The 23,268-nt window shown below is 64.3% G+C and carries 25 protein-coding genes; 11 read left to right on the top strand and 14 right to left on the bottom strand.

What is annotated here, in order from left to right; all coding sequences use genetic code 11:
- Positions 1-54 precede the first annotated feature (54 nt).
- The 3 genes from stf0 to cysC are packed head-to-tail and all read left to right on the top strand — an operon-like array spanning position 55 to position 3,646.
- Entirely contained in the window at positions 55-858 is an 804-nt protein-coding gene (gene stf0 / locus AC1TQG_RS25155) for a trehalose 2-sulfotransferase (RefSeq protein ID WP_482141335.1), read from the top strand.
- Complete coding sequence (gene cysD / locus AC1TQG_RS25150; RefSeq protein WP_482141333.1) at positions 855-1,787, top strand: sulfate adenylyltransferase subunit CysD; 933 nt, start codon at positions 855-857, stop codon at positions 1,785-1,787. Before stf0 ends, cysD begins: the two co-directional genes overlap by 4 nt.
- On the top strand, positions 1,787-3,646 hold the full coding sequence (gene cysC / locus AC1TQG_RS25145; RefSeq protein ID WP_482141331.1) for an adenylyl-sulfate kinase: 1,860 nt from the start codon (positions 1,787-1,789) through the stop codon (positions 3,644-3,646). Before cysD ends, cysC begins: the two co-directional genes overlap by 1 nt.
- A gap of 10 nt (positions 3,647-3,656) precedes the next feature.
- Here the strand turns inward: cysC and AC1TQG_RS25140 are convergent, their stop codons facing one another.
- A complete protein-coding gene (locus tag AC1TQG_RS25140; RefSeq protein ID WP_482141329.1) occupies positions 3,657-4,199 on the bottom strand; it encodes a GNAT family N-acetyltransferase in 543 nt (180 codons plus the stop codon).
- Positions 4,200-4,283: 84 nt separating this feature from the next.
- Here AC1TQG_RS25140 and AC1TQG_RS25135 point away from each other — a divergent pair, with 84 nt between their 5' ends.
- Both AC1TQG_RS25135 and AC1TQG_RS25130 read left to right on the top strand, forming a co-directional pair.
- Positions 4,284-6,311, top strand: coding sequence for a DUF6541 family protein (locus AC1TQG_RS25135; protein WP_482141327.1), 2,028 nt, complete (start codon positions 4,284-4,286; stop codon positions 6,309-6,311).
- A complete protein-coding gene (locus AC1TQG_RS25130) occupies positions 6,311-7,240 on the top strand; it encodes an NAD-dependent epimerase/dehydratase family protein (protein ID WP_482141325.1) in 930 nt (309 codons plus the stop codon). The genes AC1TQG_RS25135 and AC1TQG_RS25130 overlap by 1 nt, the downstream gene beginning before the upstream one ends.
- Here AC1TQG_RS25130 and AC1TQG_RS25125 read toward each other — a convergent pair.
- Positions 7,225-8,121 (bottom strand): SDR family oxidoreductase, encoded by an 897-nt coding sequence (locus tag AC1TQG_RS25125; protein WP_482141323.1) that lies wholly within the window; start codon positions 8,119-8,121, stop codon positions 7,225-7,227. The genes AC1TQG_RS25130 and AC1TQG_RS25125 overlap by 16 nt on opposite strands.
- A gap of 102 nt (positions 8,122-8,223) precedes the next feature.
- Here AC1TQG_RS25125 and AC1TQG_RS25120 point away from each other — a divergent pair, with 102 nt between their 5' ends.
- Positions 8,224-8,799 (top strand): TetR family transcriptional regulator, encoded by a 576-nt coding sequence (locus AC1TQG_RS25120; RefSeq protein WP_482141322.1) that lies wholly within the window; start codon positions 8,224-8,226, stop codon positions 8,797-8,799.
- A gap of 6 nt (positions 8,800-8,805) precedes the next feature.
- Here AC1TQG_RS25120 and rfbB read toward each other — a convergent pair whose 3' ends face one another.
- Positions 8,806-9,810 (bottom strand): dTDP-glucose 4,6-dehydratase, encoded by a 1,005-nt coding sequence (rfbB, locus tag AC1TQG_RS25115; RefSeq protein ID WP_482141320.1) that lies wholly within the window; start codon positions 9,808-9,810, stop codon positions 8,806-8,808.
- Between the two features lie 83 nt (positions 9,811-9,893).
- Between rfbB and rfbA the strand changes: the two genes are divergently transcribed.
- Both rfbA and AC1TQG_RS25105 read left to right on the top strand, forming a co-directional pair.
- On the top strand, positions 9,894-10,769 hold the full coding sequence (gene rfbA / locus AC1TQG_RS25110) for a glucose-1-phosphate thymidylyltransferase RfbA (protein ID WP_482141318.1): 876 nt from the start codon (positions 9,894-9,896) through the stop codon (positions 10,767-10,769).
- 37 nt (positions 10,770-10,806) lie between these two features.
- Entirely contained in the window at positions 10,807-11,439 is a 633-nt protein-coding gene (locus AC1TQG_RS25105) for a dTDP-4-dehydrorhamnose 3,5-epimerase family protein (RefSeq protein ID WP_482141316.1), read from the top strand.
- A 265-nt stretch (positions 11,440-11,704) separates the two neighbouring features.
- Here the strand turns inward: AC1TQG_RS25105 and AC1TQG_RS25100 are convergent, their stop codons facing one another.
- On the bottom strand, positions 11,705-12,172 hold the full coding sequence (locus AC1TQG_RS25100) for a globin domain-containing protein (protein WP_482141314.1): 468 nt from the start codon (positions 12,170-12,172) through the stop codon (positions 11,705-11,707).
- Between the two features lie 16 nt (positions 12,173-12,188).
- Between AC1TQG_RS25100 and AC1TQG_RS25095 the strand changes: the two genes are divergently transcribed.
- A complete protein-coding gene (locus AC1TQG_RS25095) occupies positions 12,189-12,335 on the top strand; it encodes a hypothetical protein (RefSeq protein ID WP_482141312.1) in 147 nt (48 codons plus the stop codon).
- A gap of 290 nt (positions 12,336-12,625) precedes the next feature.
- On the opposite strand, the gene AC1TQG_RS25090 is transcribed toward AC1TQG_RS25095, so the two are convergent.
- The 6 genes from AC1TQG_RS25090 to AC1TQG_RS25065 all read right to left on the bottom strand — a co-directional run bounded on the left by AC1TQG_RS25090 (position 12,626) and on the right by AC1TQG_RS25065 (position 18,243).
- Positions 12,626-13,312: a HEAT repeat domain-containing protein gene (locus tag AC1TQG_RS25090; protein ID WP_482141310.1), complete on the bottom strand. Its 687-nt coding sequence runs from the start codon at positions 13,310-13,312 to the stop codon at positions 12,626-12,628.
- 126 nt (positions 13,313-13,438) lie between these two features.
- Complete coding sequence (locus AC1TQG_RS25085) at positions 13,439-14,050, bottom strand: ABC transporter ATP-binding protein (protein WP_482141308.1); 612 nt, start codon at positions 14,048-14,050, stop codon at positions 13,439-13,441.
- Positions 14,047-14,814, bottom strand: coding sequence for an ATP-binding cassette domain-containing protein (locus AC1TQG_RS25080; RefSeq protein ID WP_482141306.1), 768 nt, complete (start codon positions 14,812-14,814; stop codon positions 14,047-14,049). The genes AC1TQG_RS25085 and AC1TQG_RS25080 overlap by 4 nt, the downstream gene beginning before the upstream one ends.
- Positions 14,811-15,641, bottom strand: coding sequence for an ABC transporter permease (locus AC1TQG_RS25075; RefSeq protein ID WP_482141304.1), 831 nt, complete (start codon positions 15,639-15,641; stop codon positions 14,811-14,813). The genes AC1TQG_RS25080 and AC1TQG_RS25075 overlap by 4 nt, the downstream gene beginning before the upstream one ends.
- Positions 15,638-16,609, bottom strand: coding sequence for an ABC transporter permease (locus tag AC1TQG_RS25070; RefSeq protein WP_482141491.1), 972 nt, complete (start codon positions 16,607-16,609; stop codon positions 15,638-15,640). The genes AC1TQG_RS25075 and AC1TQG_RS25070 overlap by 4 nt, the downstream gene beginning before the upstream one ends.
- Before the next feature lie 17 nt (positions 16,610-16,626).
- On the bottom strand, positions 16,627-18,243 hold the full coding sequence (locus AC1TQG_RS25065) for an ABC transporter substrate-binding protein (RefSeq protein ID WP_482141489.1): 1,617 nt from the start codon (positions 18,241-18,243) through the stop codon (positions 16,627-16,629).
- Between the two features lie 33 nt (positions 18,244-18,276).
- On the opposite strand from AC1TQG_RS25065, the gene AC1TQG_RS25060 reads away from it, so the two are divergent.
- Positions 18,277-18,579 carry an ArsR/SmtB family transcription factor gene (locus AC1TQG_RS25060; RefSeq protein WP_482141302.1) on the top strand — a complete coding sequence of 101 codons (303 nt, stop codon included), beginning with the start codon at positions 18,277-18,279 and terminating at the stop codon, positions 18,577-18,579.
- Here AC1TQG_RS25060 and AC1TQG_RS25055 read toward each other — a convergent pair.
- Both AC1TQG_RS25055 and AC1TQG_RS25050 read right to left on the bottom strand, forming a co-directional pair.
- Positions 18,573-18,950, bottom strand: a complete 378-nt coding sequence (locus AC1TQG_RS25055; RefSeq protein ID WP_482141300.1) for a DUF2304 family protein — start codon at positions 18,948-18,950, stop codon at positions 18,573-18,575. The two genes, AC1TQG_RS25060 and AC1TQG_RS25055, sit on opposite strands and share 7 nt — an antisense overlap.
- A gap of 8 nt (positions 18,951-18,958) precedes the next feature.
- On the bottom strand, positions 18,959-19,687 hold the full coding sequence (locus tag AC1TQG_RS25050; protein ID WP_482141298.1) for a glycosyltransferase family 2 protein: 729 nt from the start codon (positions 19,685-19,687) through the stop codon (positions 18,959-18,961).
- Positions 19,688-19,798: 111 nt separating this feature from the next.
- On the opposite strand from AC1TQG_RS25050, the gene AC1TQG_RS25045 reads away from it, so the two are divergent.
- Positions 19,799-20,659 (top strand): glycosyltransferase family 2 protein, encoded by an 861-nt coding sequence (locus tag AC1TQG_RS25045; protein ID WP_482141487.1) that lies wholly within the window; start codon positions 19,799-19,801, stop codon positions 20,657-20,659.
- Here the strand turns inward: AC1TQG_RS25045 and AC1TQG_RS25040 are convergent.
- Positions 20,603-21,847: an MATE family efflux transporter gene (locus tag AC1TQG_RS25040; protein WP_482141296.1), complete on the bottom strand. Its 1,245-nt coding sequence runs from the start codon at positions 21,845-21,847 to the stop codon at positions 20,603-20,605. The two genes, AC1TQG_RS25045 and AC1TQG_RS25040, sit on opposite strands and share 57 nt — an antisense overlap.
- A complete protein-coding gene (locus tag AC1TQG_RS25035) occupies positions 21,848-23,212 on the bottom strand; it encodes a M1 family metallopeptidase (RefSeq protein WP_482141294.1) in 1,365 nt (454 codons plus the stop codon).
- Positions 23,213-23,268 lie beyond the last annotated feature (56 nt).

Here is a 23,268-nt window from a genome sequence, read left to right as displayed (position 1 = left end):
TAACAGCTGCTCTCATCAATTGCGCCGACGCTAGATATCTCTATATTCAGTGCCATGGCAACGCGCCCCCGGTCTTACCTTGTCTGTGCATCGCAGCGCAGCGGCAGCACGCTGCTTGTGGAATGCCTGCGATACACCGGTATTGCCGGTGAGCCCGAGGAGTACTTCCAGTATCTGCCGAGCACGTCGCGCGCACCGCAGCCCCGGCAGTGGTTTGCCGGGATCGACGACCCGCAGATCCTGAAACTCCTTGCGCCACTGGAGTCAGGTACCCCGACAACGGAGACCAGCGACGAGTGGCGAACTCGGATCTCCAGTTACGGCCGCACCGGAAACGGTGTCTGGGGCGGCAAGTTGATGTGGAATCAGACCCCATTGGTCATCGAGCGTGCTGCGGGCCTGACCGGGCGCAGTGGAACCGGGCTGCGATCGGCGCTGTTCGATGTCCTCGGTGAGGATCCCCTGTTCATCAAGGTGAACCGTGAGGACCCGGTGCCGCAGGCGGTTTCGTTCTGGCGGGCGGTGCAGACCCAGGTCTGGCGTGGCCAGGCGCCACCGGCGCTCGACGACACCGCGGAGTACAACGCAGACGGCATTGCGCATCTCGTGTCCATCCTGCGTAACCAGGAAGATGGCTGGCGAAAGTGGTTCGCCGACGAGGCGATAACGCCGATCGAGGTGAACTATCGCGATCTGGCCCGCGACACCACAACGGTCATTTCGGGAATCCTGATCGAACTGGGCCTCGATCCTGCCTCCGCGCCGCCGCCCGTTCTGGAACGGCAGGCCAACGGTCGTTCGAATGAGTGGGTAGAGCGCTATCGCGAAGACGCAGAACAAAGGGGATTGCCCACATGAGCAGCAGCACGGAGATCACCGGGGACGTCACACACGTGGACGAACTGCGGATACTCGAAGCCGAGGCCGTGCACATCATCCGGGAGGTGGTGGCCGAACTCGAACGGCCGGTCCTGCTGTTCTCTGCGGGTAAGGACTCCATTGTCCTGTTGCGGTTGGCGGAGAAGGCCTTTCGTCCGTCGCCGCTGCCATTCCCGGTGCTGCACATCGACACCGGCCACAACTTTCCCGAGGTCATCGAGTTTCGGGATCGGCGACTCGCGGCGGACGGACATCGACTGATCGTGGGTTCGGTGCAGGAATCCATCGACTCCGGTCGAGTGCAGGAGGTCGGGGGACCAGCCGGATCCCGTAACCGCCTGCAGACCCGGACCTTGCTCGACGCTCTCGAGGCAGGCAGGTTCGATGCCGCGTTCGGAGGCGCCCGCCGTGATGAGGAACGGGCGCGGGCCAAGGAACGGGTACTGAGCTTCCGCGACGAGTTCGGCCAGTGGGACCCCCGGTCGCAGCGGCCCGAACCGTGGTCGCTGTACAACGGCCGGATCCGGAAAGGTGAACAGGTCCGGGTGTTTCCGCTGAGCAACTGGACCGAACTCGACATCTGGCGGTACATCGAACTCGAAGGTCTTGAGCTGCCGCCGATCTACTTCGCGCATGAGCGTGAGGTGTTCGAGCGCGACGGCATCCTGCTGGCCACCTCGGAGTACACCGGTCCCGCCGACGAAGAGATCGCAAGCGTCGAGTGGGTTCGTTATCGGACGGTCGGTGACTTGACCATCACCGGTGCGGTCCGTTCCCGGGCGACCACCATTGCCGATGTGGTCACCGAGATCTCGGCGTCGACGGTGTCCGAGCGTGGCGAGACCCGCGCCGATGACCGGACCTCCGCCGCGGCCATGGAAGACCGCAAACGAGAGGGGTACTTCTGATGACTCGCCAACTGTTGCGGCTGGCCACCGCCGGATCGGTCGATGACGGTAAGAGCACCCTGATCGGGCGCCTGCTGCACGACACCGACAGCCTGCCCATCGACCACCTCGAATCCGTGACCGACACCGAGGGTGTTGCCGACCTCGCGGCACTCTCCGACGGCCTGCGGGCCGAACGCGAGCAGGGCATCACGATCGACGTCGCCTATCGCTTCTTCTCCACGGCCACACGCAATTTCATCCTGGCCGACACACCCGGGCACGAGCGGTATACGCGCAACATGTTCACCGGTGCGTCGAATGCCCACGTTGCGGTGCTGCTCGTGGACGCCCGCGCCGGCGTGGTCCGGCAGACCCGCCGTCATGCCCGGATCGCGACGCTCCTCGGCGTCCCAAATCTGGTCGCGGCCGTGAACAAGATCGATCTCGTGGACTACAGCGAAGAGCGGTTCGACGAGGTCGAGGCCGAGTTACACACGCTCGCAGCGCGACTCGGTGTCAAGGGGCTCACGGTGGTCCCGTTGGCGGCGAAGATCGGCGACAACGTGGTCACCCGCTCCGACAACACGCCCTGGTACACCGGTCCGACGTTGCTGGAGTTCCTCGAAGGTGTCGAACTGACCGCACCTGCTCCGCTACCCACCGAGGTTCGCCTTGCTGTGCAATGGGTTTCGCGACCGGATGACAAAGAGCGCCGCCGCTACACCGGACGCTTGGCGGCCGGAACCCTGCAGGTGGGGGATCCGGTCCTGGTGTTGCCCTCCGGATCGCGGAGCACTGTCACCGCCCTCGACACCCTGGATGCCGATCGCACCATTGCGGTGGCGCCGCTGTCGGTGTCGGTGGAACTGGCCGACAACATCGACGTCGGTCGCGGCGACATGATCGTCAGCGGCTCCGACGACGCACACCTGCCGGTCTCTGCCCGCGAACTCGACGTCACCGTCTGCTGGTTCTCCAAGACCCCGTTGCGGGCCGGAGACCGGATCGGACTCAAGCAGACCACCCGGACCGTGCGCGCAACGGTACAGGAGATCAGCAGTCGTCTTGATCCGGAAACCCTTGCCGAAGAGCAGAATCCGGTTGAACTCGCCCTCAACGACGTCGGAACCGTGACACTGCGCACCAGTTCGATCGTGGTGGCCGACCCGTATTCGTCGAACAAGGACGTCGGCGCGTTCATCCTGATCGACGAGAACTCCAACGACACCGTCGGCGCCGGAACGATCACCGAGGCCAGGGTGGTCAAACCCGGTGAACGCAAACGCAGCGACATCAAATGGCATCCGTCGGCGCTGGAACGAAACCATCGCTGGAGCGCCGTCGGGCAGCGGGGCGCGGTGATCTGGCTGACCGGACTGCCTGCATCGGGCAAATCGACTGTGGCGGTTGCCCTGGAACGCGAACTGGTCGAGGCCGGGCGGGTCGCGTACCTGCTGGACGGCGACAACGTCCGCCACGGACTCTCCGACGACCTCGGGTTCTCGGCGGGTGACCGGGCCGAAAACATCCGCCGGGTCGGTCATCTGACCCGATTGTTCGCCGATGCCGGAGTCGTGGCCATCGCCTCACTCGTCTCGCCACTGCGTTCGGACCGGGAGATTCCGCGGGCGCTCAGTGCGGCCGCGGACCTGCCGTTCATCGAAGTCCATGTCGCCACACCGCTGGCGGAGTGCGAGCGCCGTGACCCGAAGGGGTTGTATGCCCGGGCCCGGGCCGGTGAACTCAAGGGGCTGACCGGGATTGACACGCCTTACGAGGCCCCGGAGAACCCGGACCTCGTGATCGACACGACCGGCGCGGATTCGGACACGCTGGTCAAGAAGATTCTCGACATCCTGGCGGGTCGCGAGGGGTGAGAGGCCTCCGCTACGCGCCGGGATCGGTACGCAGGAGTCCGTGCATCACCACGTCGTGACGACGACCGTTCTTACCCAGTGCGCCCGACCGCGCGATGCCCTCCTCGACGAATCCACACTTGCGGGCGACCGCCCGTGATCCGGCGTTCTCGGCGTAGGCGTCCAGGCTCACCCGGGCGGCACCGATCTGCCATGAGTAGTCGACGAGCAGCCGAGTTGCGCGGGTGGCGATGCCCCGGCCGCGGGCCCACGGGGCCACCGCGTATCCGATGGTGGTGATCGCGTCGTCGTCTTCGGCGTGCAGACCACACAGTCCGAGGAAGCTGTTCGCGTCGTCGACGATGGCCAGGTCGAATCCGGGCCAGACCCGCACCGACCGGCTCTCCACGAAGTCGCGGGCATCGGCAGCGGTGTACGGGCTCGGCACCACGGTGTACGCCACGGTCAGCGGATCCTGACTCGCGGCCTGTACGGACGTTGCATCGGCACTGGTCAGCGGCCGCAAGGTGACAACCCGATCGGTCAATGTCGGGATATGACGTGGCCAGTCCATATGCTCCAACTTAGTGTGCACAAGCCTCGTTTAAGGTCTAACCAAACCTGATAGCGAGACTCACAAGCGACGGATGGGATCTGAATGCTGCTGGCCGCATGGGTCACGGTGGTCACCGCGGTGATCATGATCGTGCCCGGCGCACTTGTCGGCCGGCGGATGTCGTTGCCCTGGCCGGTGGCCGTGGCGGCGGGTGCGCCCCTCACTTTCGGCATGGTCGGCGTGTTCACGGTGCTGTACGGCATCGTCTCCATACCGTGGAATCTGCTCACCGCGCTGCTCATGGTGGTGCTGTGCTGGCTGATCGCCTGGGGCTGGGATCGCTGCGCCCGCCGCTTGGGGTGGCTCGCGCCGACGCCGGTCACCGACACTCCGGGTCCGAGCAGGCGGTCGCTGCTGCTGATGGCCGGGGGCGTGCTGCTGGGCGCGGTGATCATCATGATGTCGTCGATCCGGCGGCTGATGGGCACCACGTTCCTCGGCCTGAACAACATCTCCCAGGTGTGGGATGCGCTCTGGCATGCCGACGCGCTGCGCTGGATTCATGAGAGCGGCGATGCGTCAGCGCTGCACATGGGCGAGTTGATGAACTACGACACGGGCGGTTTCAACTACTACCCGAACACGTGGCACTCGCTGGGATCCCTGCTGTATTCGCTGACCGGTGCCGACACGGTGGAGATCTACAACGTCTATTCACCCGCGGTGCTCGCTTTCACGCTGCCGATCAGCATCGGTGCGCTTGCCTACTGGCTCGGCCGCAGCCGGCTTGATCCCGACCGGGCCGCGGTGTTCGCCGCATTGGCCGCCGCGATCACCGCCGTGTTCCCCTCGCTTCCGTACGTCGAGCTGGCCTTCACCGCCGTCCCGAACGCGGTTGGCGTCTCCCTGGCGCCGGTCACCGCGGTTCTGGTCGCCTCGGCGCTGACCGATCGGCGACGGATTCTGGCCGCCGCGCTGGCCATTGCCGGTACCGCCGCGACGCATCCGTCCGGGCTTGTTGTTGTGGCAGTCATCGTCGGACTGTGGTGGCTGCTGCAGCGGCTGTGGTCGCCGGTGCGCGGCAGACTTGGCGACTTCACCGGTCTGGCTGCGATCGGCGCATCGGCGCTGGTGCTGATCAGTCCGGTGATCATCGGCACCCTCAAGATGTCGGACAACAACGAGTTGTCCGGCTACGGGTTCCGCGATCCGGACGCCACTGCGGCCGAGGCGCTGGCGCGTGCGGCATTTCAAGGCACTGATTTGCTCGAAGACAATTACCCGCTGATCTACCTGCTGATTCCGGCTGCAATCGGGTTGGGTTGGTTGGTGTGGTCCAGAAGCTGGGGCATGGTGGCAGCGTGGATTACGTTCGTCCTGACCGCGGCAAACGCGATCTACGATTACGGCGGGCTGCCGACAAAGCTGTTGGGTGCCCTCGGCGGATATTTCTACAATTCGGTGCACCGACTCACCTTTGTCGTGTCGATGTTCACCGCCACCGCGGCGGGAATCGGTGTGGGCGTTGCGGTCTTGTGGGCGGCGGGTCTGCTGGCCAGGCGAGAACGGTTCCGCGACAACGCCCTGGTGATTCCGGCGGTCGCAGTGGTCGGTTTGTTGCTGGTCCTGGGCGCCGGGGTGTGGCGCTACGCCGACAACGGCAAGATCGCCACCCAGTACCGGAGCGAGCTGCGCATCGGAGTCGAGGATGTCGAGGCCTACAAATGGCTTGCGCAGCAACCTGATGCCCGTGACACGGTGATCCTCAACAACCTCGACCAGGGCACCGGCTGGATGTATCCGGTGGCCGGTTTGACGCCACTGTTCCCGTTCTATCGGGCCAACGATTTCAGTGAGCGCCAGGCTCACCTTTTCTGGAATGTTGCCAAGATCGGAAGCGACCCGGAGATCGATCAGATCGTCCGCGACTTGAACATCCGCTACGTCATCGACGCGCCGCCGAGCTACTGGTGGTTCCAGCAGGGTCCACCGCGACCAGAAGAGGGCATCACTGGTGACCCCTACCTGCAACTGCGGGAGTCCGGGGCACCGGGTTTGCGGGAAATCTATCGCCAAGGCAACGTGACCATCTTCGAGGTCACCGAAGAAGTACGGAATGGGACGCGGTAATGCGGACATTGGTCACCGGCGGCGCCGGTTTCATCGGGTCGACGCTGGTCGACCGGCTTCTCGAGCAGGGGCACGAGGTGGTTGTCCTCGACGACTTCTCGCGGGGTCGCCGCGAGAATCTCGCCGATGCAATCGAGCGCGGTGCGACGGTCATTGAAGGTGATATCACCACAATTGACCTCAATGAGGTTGTTGCGCAGGCCAATCCGGAGGTCATCTTCCATCTCGCCGCGCAGATCGATGTCCGGGCGTCGGTGACCGATCCGCTGCATGACGCAAACGTGAACGTGCTGGGGACGATTCGGCTCGCCGAGGCGGCCCGGCTCGCGGGCGTCCGCAAGATCGTCTTCACGTCGTCGGGCGGTTCGATCTACGGCTCACCCGAGCATCTGCCGGTGGCAGAGACGGCTGCGTTGGCGCCGATGAGTCCCTACGCCGCGGCCAAGGTCAGCGGAGAGATCTACCTCAACATGTACCGGTCGCTCTACGGACTCGACTGCACCCACATCGCACCCGCGAATGTGTATGGGCCACGCCAGGATCCACATGGTGAGGCGGGCGTGGTCGCGATCTTCGCCAAGCATCTTCTCTCCGGGGCGCCGACCAAGTTGTTCGGCGACGGCGGCAACACCCGCGACTACGTGTACGTCGACGATGTGGTCGCCGGGTTCGTGTTGGCTTCCGCCGAAGATGGTGGGGGACAACGGTTCAACATCGGTACCGGAGTCCAGACGTCCGACCGTGACCTGCACACGATGGTGGCTGCCGCGGCCGGTGCCGCAGACACTCCCACCTTCGAACCGGCTCGGCTCGGTGACGTCCGGGATTCGTCGATCGATGGTTCACACGCCGGCAAGGTACTCGGCTGGACGCCTGCGGTGCCGTTGACCGAAGGCATAGCGGCGACCGTCGACTACTTTCGGAAGTAGTGCCCTGCCTCGAGGTCATCGAGTAACCCGGTGTGTGTCGGGGTCCAATCCAAGAGCTGTCCTGTGATCGTGCTCGAGGCGGGTATGTCGAGCCCAAAGATGGCTCCGATCCAACCGAAGTGTGCTGCAACGTCTTCCGGGGCCACCGACAGCGCGGGGACGTCGAGGTGACGGCCGATGACGTTTGCGATCTCTCGCGCGGTGATGCCTTCTTCCGCCGTACCGTGGACCACCGAACCCGCCGGTGCCTTCTCGAGGGCCAGTCGCGTCATTCGAGCGGCGTCGCGCACGTGCACCGCAGGCCAGCGGTTCGATCCGTCTCCGATGTACCCGGACACGCCGCGCTCGCGTGCGACCCCGACGATCGTCGACATGAAGCCGTGGTCGCCGTCGCCGTGCACGGTGGGAGCGAACCGAAGGGCCACCGATCGCACGCCTCGCGCCGCATAGCCCAGCGCCAGTGCCTCGCCACCGCCGCGGGGTGCGTCGGGACCGCTCATCGGAGTGGAATCATATTCTGTCGCAACATGTCCCGGGCGAATGAGGGCAACGCCGGACGCGAAGAGCAGGGGGCGATCGGAGCCGACAAGCGTTTCGCTCAGCGTTTCCAGGGCCGCGCGCTCGGTGCGGCCGGCGCCCGCGAAGTCGGAGAAATCGTGTTTGAAGGCGAGATGGATGACGCCGTCAGCGGCGTCGGCTGCTTTGCGTAGGACCTCGAGGTCGTCGAGGCTGCCGCGATGTACCTCGACGCCCGCGGTGCCCAGTGCTGCCGCGGAAGTGTCGGAACGGGCGAGGCCGACCACCTCGTGTCCGGCGTCGAGTAGTTCGGGTACCACGGCCGAACCGATCCAACCGGAGGCCCCGGTCACAAATACGCGCATGAATCTCTCCTTGTCGATGGTCCGGAACTCCCGGGCCTGATGTCAGTAACTGTCATCAGAGTAGCATATGATGTCAGATGCTGACATCGCTAAGCTTCTGCGATGGCACGATGGGAACCGGACGCGCGCGGCCGCATGATCGGCGCTGCCGTCGATCTCTTTGGCGAGCGCGGATTCGAGCAGACGACGGCGCTGGAGATCGCGCAGCGGGCGGGCGTCACCGAACGCACGTTCTTTCGCCACTTCGCGGACAAGCGGGAGGTGTTGTTCGGGAAGTCCGATGAGTTGCAGAACTTTGTTGTCGGCGCGATCTCGTCGGCCTCGTCTGAACTGGATGCGATCGATGTGGTGGTCGCCGCGATCGAGGCCATCGGGGAGGTTCTGCTCGACCGGGACGATGCACGTCGACGGGCCGCCGTCATCGCGGCGAACTCCAGCTTGGAGGAACGCGAACTCCTCAAACTTGCCAGACTTGCGTCGGCGATCGCCGAAGCGCTACGCGCCCGAGGTGTCGCAGATACCGCGGCCGCGCTGCTCGCCGAAGTCGGGGTCACGGTGTTCAAGGTCGGTTTCGAAATGTGGCTGAGCGACGATTCGGGGGACGATTTCGCGCGTTGTATCCACGCAACCATGTCTGAGTTGGGAGCTCAGTTCGCGGCGGATTGCCGAGATACCTGACGATCGCTACTCAACCACTTTTTCGGTGGTGGCGTATTTGTTTTCGGTGGCTTGTTTGAGGGGTTGCCACCATTGGGGGTTGTCGCGGTACCAGTTGATGGTGTCGGCCAGGCCGGCGCGGAAGTCGAGAAATTGTGGTTGCCAGCCGAGTTCGGTGCGCAGGCGGGTGGAGTCGATGGCGTAGCGCAGGTCGTGGCCGGGTCGGTCGGTGACGAAGTCGAAGGCGTTTTTGGGTTGGCCGGTGAGTTCGAGGATGGTTTCGATGACGGTGCGGTTGTCGGCTTCGCCGTCGGCGCCGATCAGGTACGTTTCGCCGATCTGGCCTTTGTCGATGATGGTCCAGACGGCGTCGTTGTGGTCGTTGACGTGGATCCAGTCGCGGACGTTGGTGCCGGTGCCGTAGAGCTTGGGGCGGATGCCGCTCAGGACGTTGGTGATCTGGCGGGGGATGAACTTTTCGATGTGTTGGTAGGGCCCGTAGTTGTTTGAGCAGTTGGAGATGGTGGCTTGTACTCCGAAGGAGCGGACCCAGGCGCGTACGAGTAGGTCGCTTCCGGCTTTGGTGGAGGAGTAGGGGCTCGAGGGGTTGTAGGGGGTGGCTTCGGTGAAGCGGTGTGGGTCGTCGAGTTCGAGGTCGCCGTAGACCTCGTCGGTGCTGATGTGGTGGTAGCGGACGTTGTGTTTGCGGACCGCTTCGAGCAGCGAGAAGGTGCCGACGATATTGGTATGGACAAAGCTGGTGGGGTCGGCCAGCGAGTTGTCGTTGTGGGATTCGGCTGCGAAGTGGACCACCAGGTCGGCCTCGGCGATCAGTGTGTCGACCAGTTGGTTGTCGGCGATGTCGCCCTTGACGAACTCGATGCGGTCGGCGACCGGTGCCAATGATTGGGCGTTGGCGGCGTAGGTCATCGCATCGAGGACGACTATCTGCGCATCTGGCCTGGTGGCCAGGGTGCGGTGCACGAAATTGGCGCCGATGAATCCGGCGCCACCGGTGATCAATACCCGCATTTGCTGCCTCCATTCGCTGGTGCAACCCTACCGACCGGGTCAGTTCTGGGCAGTCGCAGGACCCGCACCCTATGGTGTGAACCATGCGCGGAATCATTCTGGCCGGGGGAACCGGATCGAGGTTGCATCCGATCACTCAGGGTGTCAGTAAACAGCTGGTGCCGGTATACGACAAACCGATGATTTATTACCCGCTGAGCACGCTGATGCTCGCGGGAATCCGAGACATCCTGATCATCACCACGCCTCACGACGAAGCAGCGTTCAAGGCTCTCCTCGGTGACGGCTCCCAGTTCGGATTGTCGTTGACCTATCAGGTTCAGGCGAGTCCGGACGGTCTGGCGCAGGCGTTTGTGTTGGGTGCCGATCACATCGGCACAGATTCGGTGGCACTGGTCCTGGGCGACAACATCTTCTACGGGCCCGGCCTGGGCGAACAACTCAACCGTTTCCAGACCATCGACGGCGGTGCGGTGTTCGCCTACTGGGTCCGCAACCCCGAAGACTATGGCGTGGTCGATTTCGATGCCGACGGCAAAGCTGTTGATCTGCAAGAAAAACCCGAACACCCCAAATCCAACTACGCGGTTCCGGGCCTGTACTTCTACGACAACGACGTCATCGACATCGCCGCCAACCTCAAGCCCAGCGCCCGCGGCGAATACGAGATCACCGACGTCAACCGCACCTACCTCGACCAGGGCCGCCTACAGGTCGAAGTCCTGCCCCGCGGCACCGCCTGGCTCGACACCGGCACCTTCGACTCCCTGCTCGACGCCGGGAACTTCGTGCGCACCGTCGAACAACGCCAGGGGCTGAAAATTGCTGTCCCAGAAGAGGTTGCCTGGCGTCGTGGATTCATCGACGACAACCAACTCGAAGCCGCCGCAACGAAACTGCTCAAATCCGGGTACGGCAGCTACCTCTTGGACCTGCTGCAGCGCGGCAAAGACCACTGACGACCATTGAACGCTGACGAGATGGAACACTGACATCATGCAGATCCAGCCCCTGTCCATCGACGGTGCCTTTGTCGTCACTCCCAAGATGTTCGGCGACCCACGCGGGTTGTTCATGGAATCGTTCCGCGCCGACGTGCTCTCCGAAGCCATCGGTCACCCCTTCGACCTGCAACAGGCCAACCTGTCGGTGTCCGCGGCCGGAGTGCTGCGCGGTGTGCACTTCGCCGATATCCCACCCGGGCAGGCCAAATACGTCAGCTGCCCCAAAGGCGCGATCTACGACATCGTCGTCGACATCCGCGTGGGCTCACCGACTTTCGGCCAATCCGAAGGCGTCTTGCTCGACGACTCCAACCGCAAAGCGGTCTACGTCGGCGAAGGCCTAGGCCACGCCTTCGTCTGCCTCGAAGACGACTCGGTGGTCACCTACCTGTGCTCGGCCGGCTACAACCCCACCGGCGAACACGGCATCTGCCCCCTGGATCCCGCACTCGGTCTTGACCTACCCAGCGCAGCCCGAGACGGCAGCCCCCTGACTTACACGCTCTCCGACAAAGACACTGCCGCACCGACATTGGCCCAGGCTCGAGAGTCCGGCCTACTTCCGGATTTCGATGACGTCACCGCATTCCTTCGCGCACTGGCTGATCCGGATACCACCGGCTAGGACGGTGGGGGTTGACCGAACACCGTCGATGCTAGGCGGCGCTGCCAGTGAGCACCGACTCGGCGAGGTCCCAGAGGGCGTTGTCGATGGATTCGATGAAGTAAAAGATCGTAAGCAGCATAGTGGTCCTTGTCGTCCGTGAATTGTTGTCAATCAATGCGGGCGAGTTCATCTACAAACGATGTCGCATAGATGGGGCTCACCCAATCTCCCCGATGCGGCGCCACGAGTGCAGCTGGCATAAGGGAGAAATCTGAGAATGCCTTTACCTTCGTCCCCGGTCCAGGCCGCTGAGTAGTTGCTTGTTGTCAGTGCCGGGTTCAACGCCAGATGATTCTGGCGGGTAGGCATCGAGCATCATCTCGGCCACTGCGGTCAGGGCCTCCGTCCAGGCCTCGGACATGGCATCGGTCCACTCACTGCCACCGATGTCAGCCATGGTCGTGATCAATGTTGTTGCCACCCAGCCGTACATGTGCGGTGTGACCCCGAGCGAGGCGTGCACCCTGCCGAGAGATCCCAGAGTCGATTGGAGCCAACTGGGGTCATCAAGATGGTCCAGGACGGAGGCAATGGCTTGTTGCAACATCGTGGCCTGTGGGCGGATGTTTTCTCCGAAAAGCTTTTTCACCGAGGGGTATTCGTCGAACAGGCGCTCGTAGAAGCGAACCGTGAAGTCAGGATCGTCCGCGGCCACCAGTGTCAGGCTTTGCTGGAGTAGGTTCTGGTCCATGGGGGGTGTCCTTTCTGTGCAGTCTCGAGAACTGGCCCCGTTGCGTGATCTCGCTGCCGAGCATGAAGCGACAACTCTCCGCTTCCGGGTTGCCCTGGCAGTGGTGGGCAGGGAGCGCCAGGTGACCGTCTTTCATGTCCGCGCCGCCCGTCGCGTCTGTTGAGGTTGTCCATGTATGGTCACGTCGGGCCGTGCAGGCTGAAGCAATGAAACATTTGTCGTATCTCTGTTTCATTGGTAGCATAGCTGTGGTGGGTATCACAAGGGGTCGATTCCTGACGATCCGTTAGGCGAAGAGTTTCACGGACGAATTCATATAGCGACAAAGACACCACCGCACCAACATTGGCCCAAGCGCGAGCCTCTGGACTGCTACCTGACCACGACGATGTCACCGCATTCCTGCAGGCACTGGCAGATCCGACTGTCGGCTAGGACGTTCGGGAGTCCGGCTCACAACAGGCGTGCGAGCCGCTTTTTGCGCAGGTTGTTGGTGATGATCCACGCGATGTCGGGGTCTGAATCATCAAGGCTCCCGAACTCGGCCAGGCCCGGTAGGGGATTGGCAGCGACGGCTACGCTCCAGCAGTAGCCGAGCGCTTGCCGGAGAGTGCGTACCCCTGGATCTCGACGTGTCTGCAGCAGCCGGGCCGCCAAATGCGCACTGGCGCGTTTGCAGGCGTCGATCGCCACCGCGGCAGCGCCCGGATTGCGCAGCAGGCGTGGCTCGCAGATCGCGGCAATGGCTGCCCGCTGCACCAATGGGTCGGAATCGTCTACCCAGTCGTTGACGATGAGTTTCAGGGCAGCCGGGTCGGTATCGCCGAGGCGCTGCAGACCGATGGCGACACCCTCGCGGACCCGCCACCGGTCATCGGCGGCCAAAGCTCGCATGCGCGTGGCCACTTCATCTTCTGCGGCGCGGGTGCCGAGACAGATTGCGCCGCAGAATGTCCGGTACTCGTCGCTGCTGCTGAGCAGGTCATCGACAAAGTCGCTGTCGGCCACTTCTGCCAGTGCCATTGCCAACTCGATGTCGCCCCGTGGACCGGGAAGTCCGGAATTCGCATCGAGGAAGGCCGGCCACGACGACCGGTCCAATTGCTCAAGTTGTTGCTGCCAGTCGGCTTTGCTGACCATTCGAGGCCCTCCCACGCTCAATGCCAAGGTTACGGGCACCAGTGTGGTCGAAACGCACGCCTGTAGCAGTACCGTCACCACCTGGTTGAGGCTGCAGTTGTGAAGGAACCTACTGGGCCGGCGCCTTCATAACTGCACTCTCGCCGAGGTGCAGAGCCGATCAAGTAGTGCGTGGTCGTGGCTGACGAGCGCAATGGCCGTACCGTCGTCGGACAACTGCCGCAAGAGCTCGATGACGGCAGTGGTGGCGATGGGGTCGAGCATGGCGGTGGGCTCGTCGCAGAGAAGAAATGCCGGCTCGCCGACGAGTACCCGTGCGATGCAGGCGCGTTGGAGTTGTCCGCCGCTGACTTGGGTCGGAAATCTGGTGAGTAATTGTAGATCGAGGCCGACGCGTTCGGCGACCGCGGCGAGATCAACAATGCGACCGGCGATGTCGGCAGGTTCGGTGATGATCTGCGACAGTGTCCAGCGAGGATTGCAGACCAGGCGCGGATGCTGGTCGAGCATGGCCAATGATCCGGGCGCCGTCTCGGGGCTGCCGTTGTAGGAGACCTTCCCCGAATCTGGAGTCTGTAGACCCGCCATCACCCGAAGCAGGGTTGTCTTTCCGGTTCCGGAAGGACCGACGACGCCGGTGATCTCGCCTGATCTCACCTCGAGGTCGACGTTCTCCAACACGGTTTGGTCGCCGAATCGAACAGAGATCGACTTGGCCTGCAGGATATGGCTGTTCACACTGCAACTCCATCGAAGAACTGGCTGACGTAGGTGTTGTCGATGCGTAGCACCGACGCGGGCGGACCGTCGGCAACAATCCGTCCGGCACGCATCAGTGCAACGGAGTCGCAGATGTCTGCCGCGAAAAGGCTTGTCACATCGTGGGTGATGACAAGGACGGCTGCGCCGGCGTCGGCAGTCGAGCGTAAGAGTCTCCAGGTCGCTGCGGCGAGGTCGGGATCGAGCGCGGAGGTGGGTTCGTCGGCCACCACCACCGACGGATTGCCGGCCAGCGCAGCAGCAATCGCGGCACGTTGGGCCATGCCGCCCGACAACTCGTGTGGAAACAACTCCAGCGCCGAAACCGGGAGTTCGGCGAGTTCGGCCAACTCCTTGGCACTGCGGGCGCCATCCAAAACGTGAATGCACTCTTCGATCTGAGACCCGACAGTCCGCACCGGGGTGAAGGAGGTGGCCGGAGATTGGGGAACCAGGCCGACGCGGTGCCCGCGGATCTGGCGCCAGCGCTTCTCGTCGTCGGCGGCGATCGCTTGCCCCTCGATCTCGACGGCGCCGCTGACCTTGCACCCGGGCGGGAGGAGACCACAGAGTGCCACCGCAACAAGTGATTTGCCGCAACCGGATTCGCCCATGAGCGCGGTCAGTTCGCCGCGCGTCAACGTCAGGTCGACACCGTCGAGGCCGGTCACACTCGGCGAATCCCGACCACCCCGCGTGGCGATGTCCACCTTCAGGCCCCGGATATCAGCGCCCGCATTCACCAGATCACTCCCCGTGGTGGTTCCATCCGCCGCCGTAGCCCGGAGGCGGCGGCCGCTATGGCCAGGGCCGTCAGGACCAGCGCGCAGGCGGGGACGGCCAGCGTCCACCAGGCACCGAGCATCACGTCGCCTCGTGCCTGCCCGAGCAGAGTGCCCAGACTGGCCCGATCCGGCGACAGTCCGACACCCAGGAACGACAGCGTCGACTCATGCCACACCGCATGGGGCAACAACATCACCATCGCCACCAACGCCTGACCACCGACCGCAGGTAAGAGGTGGTGCCGCGCCACAAACCAGCGTGAGGCGCCGGCCAGACGAGCTGTGTGCACCCATCCGGATTCAGCGCCAGCCAACAGTTCCGCGCGGACGACCCGCGCCACGGCCGGCCAATGGGTCAGGGCGATGGAGGCGATGATCGCGAGCGGTTCCCCGCGCCACAGTGCGGCGATGACGATTCCGACAACAAGATGGGGCAGGGCGTTGAATCCGTCGACCACCCGCATCACCACGGCATCGATCCAGCCGCCCGCAGTTACCGAAAGGAGGCCGATGGCAACACCCAGAAGTGTTGCGACGACGGCACATATCGCGGCCATCGCCAGTGAGATACGCAGACCTTCTGCCGTGCGGACGAGTAAGTCGTAGCCGGAATGATCGGTCCCCAGTGGCTGATCGATGCCGGGGGCCAGTAGTGCTCGGCTGAAGTCGGCCACCTGCTCGCCGGCCACGATCGGCGCCACAACGGCGAACACTGCGATAACCAACAGCAGCAACCACGGCCAGTGCCGGATTGTCCGCCGCCGCCTCAGTGACTGCGCGGTCATGCTGCCATCCCGATCCGTGGATCCAGCGCTGTCGCGGCGGCATCGGACAATGCGGATCCCAGCAGCACGGCCAGTGCGGAGCCGACCGCGAGCGCGGCCATCAGCGGAAAGTCCAGTGCCGCAGCAGATTCGACCAGTACCGATGCCACGCCCGGCCAGCCGAAGATGGTCTCGACGATGGCCGCGCCGGCAATGACCTCGGGCAATCGGGTCCCGAGCAGGGCAAGCGTCGGGGCCACCGAGGTGGGAAGAACGTGACCACGCATCAGGGCCGCGCCGCCGATGCCCCGTGCCCGTGCGGCTCGGACCGCATCGGAGCCGATTGATTCGACAACCGACGCCCGGGTGGTGAGGAGCAACCACGGGATTTGTGAAAGTGTCAGTGCCACAAAGGGTAACACGGCGTGCGTCAGTATCCCGGATGCCGTGTACGGATCTCCGGGATCGCGGGCACCGGAGGTGGGGAACCAACGCAGCCCCACGGCCAGTACCGACACCAGGACTAGAGACACCACAAACGGCGGAACCGATGCGAACAGTGCGGATGCGCCCGAGCAGAGCCTGTCGACGAGGCCACCGCGGCGCATACCGGCCACCGCACCGAGCCCGACAGCGATGAGCGTTGCGGCGAGCAACGCGGCCGCGGACAGGCCGAGGGTGAACGGCAACCTGCTGGTGAGAACCTCTGCCACCGGCAGTGATTGGGTCGATGACCAACCCAGATCGCCGTGAAGCAGATCGCGAATCCACTGCCACCACGCGCCGTACCAGGACTGGTCGGTGTTGTAGGCATCAGCAGTTGCCTGTCGCTGCGATTGGGTGGCGCTTTGATAGTTGTCGCCGAGATAGGCGGCCAGTGGATCAAACGGCGACAACGACGCCAGTAGGAAGATGGCGGCCGAGACCGCGACGGTCACCGGGATCGCGATCAGTGCGCGAAGCCCCAGCAGACGAACCGCCGGAACCATCCGGCGCCGTGTCGCATTCACCGTTGCCAGGCGGAGATGCGCCACCACGGTCCCCATGTCACCCCGTGGGAGTGCGGTTCGAGGATGGGCGCGCTCTGTTGCCAGCCGAGGTCGCGGTAGGCGTAGGTGTGGTCGAGGAATGCCAGGAAGACCGACGACGGCTGCGCCAAGTACATGGTCTGGATCTCGCGGTACCGGGCGTCGTTCTCCGGTGTGGTCGCCGATTCGCGGGCCTGCTGCAGGAGCTGGTCCAATCCGGGGGTGGTGAAGTTGCCCGGGTTGGAGTAGGGCGACGAATCCGGGACACGGGTGTGCAGTGTGTTGTAGACCTGAGAGTCGATGCTGTACGGCGTATCTCCGCCGCCGAGTAGGACTGCCGAAGTGCCCATTCTGGTTTCGATGTCGTCCCAGCTACTGCCACGGGGTGTGACCTTGATGCCCAGCGGCTGCATGGCCGCGGCGAATGCGACGGCAAGATCGCGTCGAAGGGTGTCCTGCGCGTTGTAGAGCAACTCGAATGATGCTTGGACGCCATCTTTTTCGCGGACATCTCCGGTTCCTGCGATCCGCCACCCGGCGGAGTCGAGAATTGTCGCGGCCTGCGCCGGGTCGTAGTCGAAGACCGCATCCGGGTTGTAGGCGTCCCCGTAGACAGCCGCCACCGGTGTGCTGGCGGGCCGGCCGTGGCCGGCCAGGACATCGGTGATCATGGCGGAGCGGTCGACGGCGTGGTTCATGGCGAGCCGCACCCGGGGATCGGCCGTGAAGGCGTTGTCGCTGGGAAAAGACACCCCGCGCCAGTCGGCCGACTGGACTCCGACGGTCGCGATGCCGTCGCGGCCGTCGAGGGCGGCGAGCATCTTCGGGGGCAGGGGACCGCCATCGACCTCACCGGTCGAGATCTGCGCGGACCGGCTGTTGTCGTCGGGGCTGTGGGTGAAAACCAGTGTGGTCACCTGCGGTAGTGACCCCCGATAGTCGGAGCGGGCGACCATCACGGCCTGATCGGCGTCCAGGCTTTCCAGCTCATAAGGGCCGGTGCCAACAGGTTTGGTGTTCAGCGCCCAGTCGGCGGCCGGTGCATCCTCGATCATCTCTGACGGCGCAATACCGAGCAGGAGATACGGCGAAGGGTCGGCGTCGGTGTTCATGGTGACGGTCACGGCATTCGGTCCGTCGGCGGCGACATCGACAACGGGTGCCAGGCTGGCCGAGATCTCGGACGCGACAACCGGATTGCGGACCGCGGCATATGTGGCGACCACATCCGCCGCATCGAACTCCGAACCGTCGGAGAATCTGACATCCGGGCGCAGCGCCAAACGCCATCTGCGAGGACCGACCGGCTCGGGGGCACTTTCGGCAAGCGAGGGGACCAGTGCAGGCAATGCGGTGTCGGTGTCTGCCTCCGGGCGCAACAGTCCCTCGTAGATCGGGGATACGCCGAGCGCGCCGTAACCCGATATCGGGTTGTACCCGCCGAGTTCCTGGCTATCGGCGAGCACGATGCGAGCCGAGTCCTCAACCGATGGTGAGGAACACCCGGTCAGGATCAGGGCGCCCGCGGTTGCAAGCAATGTCAGACGCCGTGGCACGAACACCGTGGAACCCCTCGCCTCGATATATGTCTGGATGGACACATTTGATGTGTGCCGTAGCCTAGCATCGTGAGCAAGCCCCAAGGTGACATCGACGATTGGGCCAAACGTTTTGCCCTGCTGTCTGATTCCACCCGCTTACGCCTGATCACCCACATGCATGAACATCCCGGGGCAGTGGTGGCCGAACTCGCCGAGGCGGCCGGGATCACCGAGAACGCTGCGTCGCAGTCCCTGCGGGCACTACGGGATCAGGGTTGGGTGACCACCACGAAGACCGGCCGTTCCGTCCACTACCGCGTCGTGGCGGATGCCATCGTGCACCGAATCCTGCACGACATCATGGGCGCCGAGCACCCGCACCATCACTGAGCCGGATCGGCGGGTGGGTCCTCCGGTGATTTGTGGTCGTTCTCGCGCGCAGCGTTCTGCAGCGCCACCGACCGCGCGAGCCGCGCGTATTTGATCTCGACATCACGGAACCGCAGGTAGGTGCTGATCGTGGTGAAGGCAAAAGCCACCACCAGTCCGTACAGCACCAGGTCGGTACCACGTCCGACCCCGACCCAGCCCGCGATCACTGTCAGATCGTCCGGCCGCAACAGCGCGTAGACGCCAAAGGCCAGAAATGCCAAGAAGATCAACTTGACCCACGCCGAGGCCCTGGCACTGCCGCGGCGGGTGATGAAGTAGCCGACCATCAGGAGTACGGCAAGGATCAGAAGTATCTGGATGACCAGCATTGGGTGTGCTACCGCCTCATCCGGCCACCGAGCAGACCGTCGCTCAAGATGTTGACACCGTTGAGCAGCGACTGGCCCTTGGCCATCGAATACTCGGTGTAGAGGATGGTCACGGGCTGTTCGGACACCCGCCACTTGTGCTCATCGATGAGCGCGACGAACTCCGATGCGTGGCTCATCCCGTTCATGATCAGGTCGAGTTGGCCTGCCACCGTGGCGTTGAAGACGCGCAGACCGTTGTGGGCATCGGTCAGACCCATTCGGCGGGTCCGGGGACTGAGGAAGACGATGGTGCGCAGTGCCATCCGCTTGAACAGCGGGACGCTCTTGCTGCGGTCTTCGGCAAAACGGGTGCCGATCACGATGTCGAGTGGCTCGCTGCGCAGCCGTGCCAGCATGGCGACAACGTCGTCGACCTGGTGTTGGCCGTCGGCGTCGAACGTCACGAAGTACTGGGCGCCCGGCTGTGCCCGGGCATATTCGACACCGGTCTGGATCGCGGCCCCCTGGCCGAGGTTCACCGGGTGGCGGACGAGATCGGCGCCCGAGGCCCGGATCTCGGAGACGGAATTGTCCTTGCTGCCGTCATCGACGCAGACGATATTCGGGAATGTCTTCTTGGCTGCGGTGATCACCGATGCGATCACCGGTTCCTCGTTGAACACCGGAACGATCAGCCAGACATCGGAATTATCGGTGGCAGCGGGTGAGACAGCGATGACCACACCTCCACGCACACATCGACCGGATACCGAACCAGGTCCCGGACAACCCAACCGCTGTCGGGCCGATAGGCAGTCTATCGGTATCACCGCTGTACTCTGCGGAGCGTGCTCGCTGTCGACGTCATGTTGCCGTTCTACGGTGACGTGGATCAACTGAAAGCCGCGGTCCGCAGCGTGCTGGATCAGACCTTCACCGCCTTTCGGTTGGTGGTGGTCGACGACCAGTACCCCGACCCCGAGCCCGCGCGCTGGCTGCAGTCGCTCGGCGATGCCCGCGTGCAGTACCTGCGCAACGACGTGAATCTCGGCGTCAACGGCAACTTCCGGCGCTGTGTGGACCTTGTCGAGGCACCCGCGTTCACCCTCATGGGCTGCGACGACGTCATGGCGCCGCAGCATCTGGCCAACGCGATGGCCGCACTCGACGCGCATCCCGCCGCAGCTGTGGTGCAACCGGGCGTGCAGGTCATCGACGCTGATGACGCCGTCGTCCACCCGCTGGGTGACCGGGTGAAGGCCCGTATGACACCGCAGGCACCGGCCGTTCTGCAGGGTGAGGCGCTGGCAGCGAGTCTGTACCGCGGCAACTGGACGTACTTCCCGTCCCTGGTGTGGCGGACCTCGGTCGCGAAGCCGATCGGATTCCGGCCCGGCCTCGAGATCGTGCTCGACCTGGCCCTGCTCCTCGACATCGCGCGGGCAGGTGGGGCGCTTGTCCTCACCGAAGGCGTCACCTTTTCCTACCGCAGGCACACCGAATCGGTGAGTTCGCTGCAGGCCGTCGACGGTAGGCGATTCGATGAGGAACGCGCCTTCTTTTCAGACGAGGCGCAGCGGTGCGTCGAGATCGGCTGGCCCGATGCGGCCCGTGCCGCGCGGCGCCACCCGACCTCACGGCTGAATGCGGCGACGCTGGTGCCCGGAGCGCTACTCGGCAGGCAGTGGCCGATTGTCTCCACGCTCGTCCGGCACGTCGTCGGTTGACGTCGACCGCGCGGCCCACAGGTGGACGGCCATCCCGATCAATGGTCCGGCGATGAGGGCGATCGAGACCCGCACCTCGAGGTCGGCAGGCACGAACAGCAGGGCGACGCTTGCGGTGGTGGCCACCCACCAGCCGGTTGCGTAAAGACGGTGCGCTCCGACGGCCAGGGCCATCGCGCCGGTGAGCGTGAGGACAGCCATCGCCACCGCGCCGATTGTCAGCGCGGCGATGGTGGCACCGGAGAGTCGGTAGTCGGCGCCGAAGACGGTCTCGAGCAACCACGGCCCGACAAACCAGGCCGCGACCGCACCGATCACGCCGACGCCGGTCACGATCAGCAGCGGGGCCATCAGTGACGCCGTGACCCGGTCGCGATTCTCGACGAACCGGCTGATCAGGACGCCCTGAAAGCTGTTCAGCGGCACCAGTAGTGGAGCCCGGGTCAGGGTCACCGCCAAGATCACGGCGCCGGCCACCGAGTCGAGGTCGCCGGAGGTGGACAGTTTGATCAGTACCGGGAAGCCCATCACCAGGACCGCACTGGCCAGCGCTGCGGCCATGGCCGTGAAGGTGTTTCGCGCCAGTTCCCGGACCGGGACATCGCCGCGGGCCCCCAGCGCTGCGCGGGCAGGCCGCAGACACAGGACAACAATCGCCGACGAGATGGTGCCCGCGATGGTCATCACCAGGAACGCGAACAAACCCCATCCGGCGATGACGGCAATGACGGTGAGCCCCAGCCGGATCAGCGCATCAACGATGAGCAGGGTGGCAAAGGGTCCCCACCGACCCAGGCCGGACAGGGCTCCGCCGAGGCCGGCATAGATGCCGAACGCCGCGACACCCGCGGCGAGCAACAGCACCGATTCGACTCGGTACCACTCGAATACCGCGCCGGCCCAGCCGATCGAGGTCGCCGCCACCACCAGGGCCAACCCAATCCCGACGGCGGCGTTGAGCGGCATCGGCCGGGCGTCGTTCCCGTCCACGCCCCGGATCCGGGCGCCCCGGACCGCGCGGGTCGTTTCCTGGAGTTGCCCGTTCTGCGTTCCGGTGGCCAGTCCGTACGCGGCCCAGAACACCGCGAACGCCGCGTAGCCGTCGGCGCCGAGGGCGCGGGCCGCGAGTAGCAGGACCAGATAGCCGGATACCGCGGCGATCACGGTCGCCAGGGCCACCCGACTCATCTAGACACCCGGGTACGCAGGCAGCGGCTTCTCGTCGAGCCAGCTCTGCCACAGATCGTTCAGCGGCTCCGGGCTGTGCTTGGCGGCCAGGCCGGTGAAGTCGGCCGAGGTCACCGAGCTGTAGCGGTAGTCCTTCGTCCACTCCCGGAGCAGGTCGAAGAAGTTGTTGTCGCCCACACGCTTCCGTAGGGCATGAAGCGTCAGCGCGCCTCGTTTGTAGACCCGGTCGTCGAACATGTTCTTGGGTCCGGGATCGCCGATCACCAGATCCATGGGGGATGCCGACAACCGGCCGTAGTACTTGCGGGCCTGGGCCTCGGCACTGAGTCCGCCCGACCGTTCCGACCACAACCACTCGCTGTAACAGGCGAATCCCTCGTGCAGCCAAATGTCCTTCCACCGGTTCAGCGTCAGTGAATTGCCGAACCACTGATGTGCCAATTCGTGTGCGATCAGACGCTCGGACGAACCGGTGCCGTCGCAGTGGTTGGCACCGAAGATCGACATGCCCTGGGCTTCGATCGGGATCTCGAGTTCGTCGTCGGTGACCACCACCGAGTACTCCGGGAACGGATACGGGCCGAACATGTCGACAAACTCTTCCATCATCGACCGCTGCTTGGCGAAGTCGAGGTCGAACTCTTTGTGCAGCCGCGGCGGGATCACGGCGTGGATGGGAACGGGCTTGGTACTGAGCGTCTTTCGGGTATACACGCCGATCTGGACGGTGGCCAGATAGGATGCCATCGGCTCGATCTGCTCGTAGACCCACGTGGTCTGGGCGGCCTTGGTGCGCTTGCTCTTGAGAACGCCGTTGGCAACCGCCATGAAGGGACTGTCGGTGGTGATCGAAATGCCGTAAGCCGCTTTGGAACTCGGGTGGTCGTCGCAGGGAAACCAGGATGCGGCCCCGTTGGGCTGGCCGGCGACCAGTGAACCCTCGGTGAGCTCTTCCCAGCCGACCTCGCCCCATTGGCCGCGGATCGGTTTGGGGTTGCCCGCGTACTTGACCACGATGATCATCCCGCCGCCTGCGGGGAGTTCGGTGGCCAGCGTGATGTTGAGCTTGTGGCTGCGGTGGCTGTACCGGGCCGGACGCTTGCCGTTGATCGTGACGCGTTCGACCTTGAGCGCGGAGGACAGGTCGATGCTGAATCGACTCAGGTTGCTGACCGTGGTCGCGGTGATGGCGGCGACTCCGGCGAGCCGGTTGGTCGCGACCTTGTATTCGAGGTCGAGGTCGTAGCGCGATACCCGGTATCCGAGATTGCCGTTGGCAGGCAGATACGGGTCGATTCCGTCCGACGGGTCGCCCAACAGCGACTGCCCGGTCCGGGAGGAGCGCCTGCCGAGTTTACCTGGCACAAATCCTCCTGTTCGGTTCCGATATGCATCGTCGATCGCGTTGAATGGCTTGTGGG

It is taken from the genome of Williamsia sp. Y844, from assembly GCF_056786475.1.
This window is presented reverse-complemented; position numbering and strand designations above follow the sequence as displayed.

Coding starts and splice junctions, on each gene's coding strand:
- stf0 (WP_482141335.1), top strand. CDS start 55: ATGGCAACGCGCCCCCGGTCTTACCTTGTCTGTGCATCGCAGCGCAGC.
- cysD (WP_482141333.1), top strand. CDS start 855: ATGAGCAGCAGCACGGAGATCACCGGGGACGTCACACACGTGGACGAA.
- cysC (WP_482141331.1), top strand. CDS start 1,787: ATGACTCGCCAACTGTTGCGGCTGGCCACCGCCGGATCGGTCGATGAC.
- AC1TQG_RS25140 (WP_482141329.1), bottom strand. CDS start 4,199: ATGGACTGGCCACGTCATATCCCGACATTGACCGATCGGGTTGTCACC.
- AC1TQG_RS25135 (WP_482141327.1), top strand. CDS start 4,284: ATGCTGCTGGCCGCATGGGTCACGGTGGTCACCGCGGTGATCATGATC.
- AC1TQG_RS25130 (WP_482141325.1), top strand. CDS start 6,311: ATGCGGACATTGGTCACCGGCGGCGCCGGTTTCATCGGGTCGACGCTG.
- AC1TQG_RS25125 (WP_482141323.1), bottom strand. CDS start 8,121: ATGCGCGTATTTGTGACCGGGGCCTCCGGTTGGATCGGTTCGGCCGTG.
- AC1TQG_RS25120 (WP_482141322.1), top strand. CDS start 8,224: ATGGCACGATGGGAACCGGACGCGCGCGGCCGCATGATCGGCGCTGCC.
- rfbB (WP_482141320.1), bottom strand. CDS start 9,810: ATGCGGGTATTGATCACCGGTGGCGCCGGATTCATCGGCGCCAATTTC.
- rfbA (WP_482141318.1), top strand. CDS start 9,894: ATGCGCGGAATCATTCTGGCCGGGGGAACCGGATCGAGGTTGCATCCG.
- AC1TQG_RS25105 (WP_482141316.1), top strand. CDS start 10,807: ATGCAGATCCAGCCCCTGTCCATCGACGGTGCCTTTGTCGTCACTCCC.
- AC1TQG_RS25100 (WP_482141314.1), bottom strand. CDS start 12,172: ATGGACCAGAACCTACTCCAGCAAAGCCTGACACTGGTGGCCGCGGAC.
- AC1TQG_RS25090 (WP_482141310.1), bottom strand. CDS start 13,312: ATGGTCAGCAAAGCCGACTGGCAGCAACAACTTGAGCAATTGGACCGG.
- AC1TQG_RS25075 (WP_482141304.1), bottom strand. CDS start 15,641: ATGACCGCGCAGTCACTGAGGCGGCGGCGGACAATCCGGCACTGGCCG.
- AC1TQG_RS25070 (WP_482141491.1), bottom strand. CDS start 16,609: ATGGTTCCGGCGGTTCGTCTGCTGGGGCTTCGCGCACTGATCGCGATC.
- AC1TQG_RS25055 (WP_482141300.1), bottom strand. CDS start 18,950: ATGCTGGTCATCCAGATACTTCTGATCCTTGCCGTACTCCTGATGGTC.
- AC1TQG_RS25045 (WP_482141487.1), top strand. CDS start 19,799: ATGTTGCCGTTCTACGGTGACGTGGATCAACTGAAAGCCGCGGTCCGC.
- AC1TQG_RS25040 (WP_482141296.1), bottom strand. CDS start 21,847: ATGAGTCGGGTGGCCCTGGCGACCGTGATCGCCGCGGTATCCGGCTAT.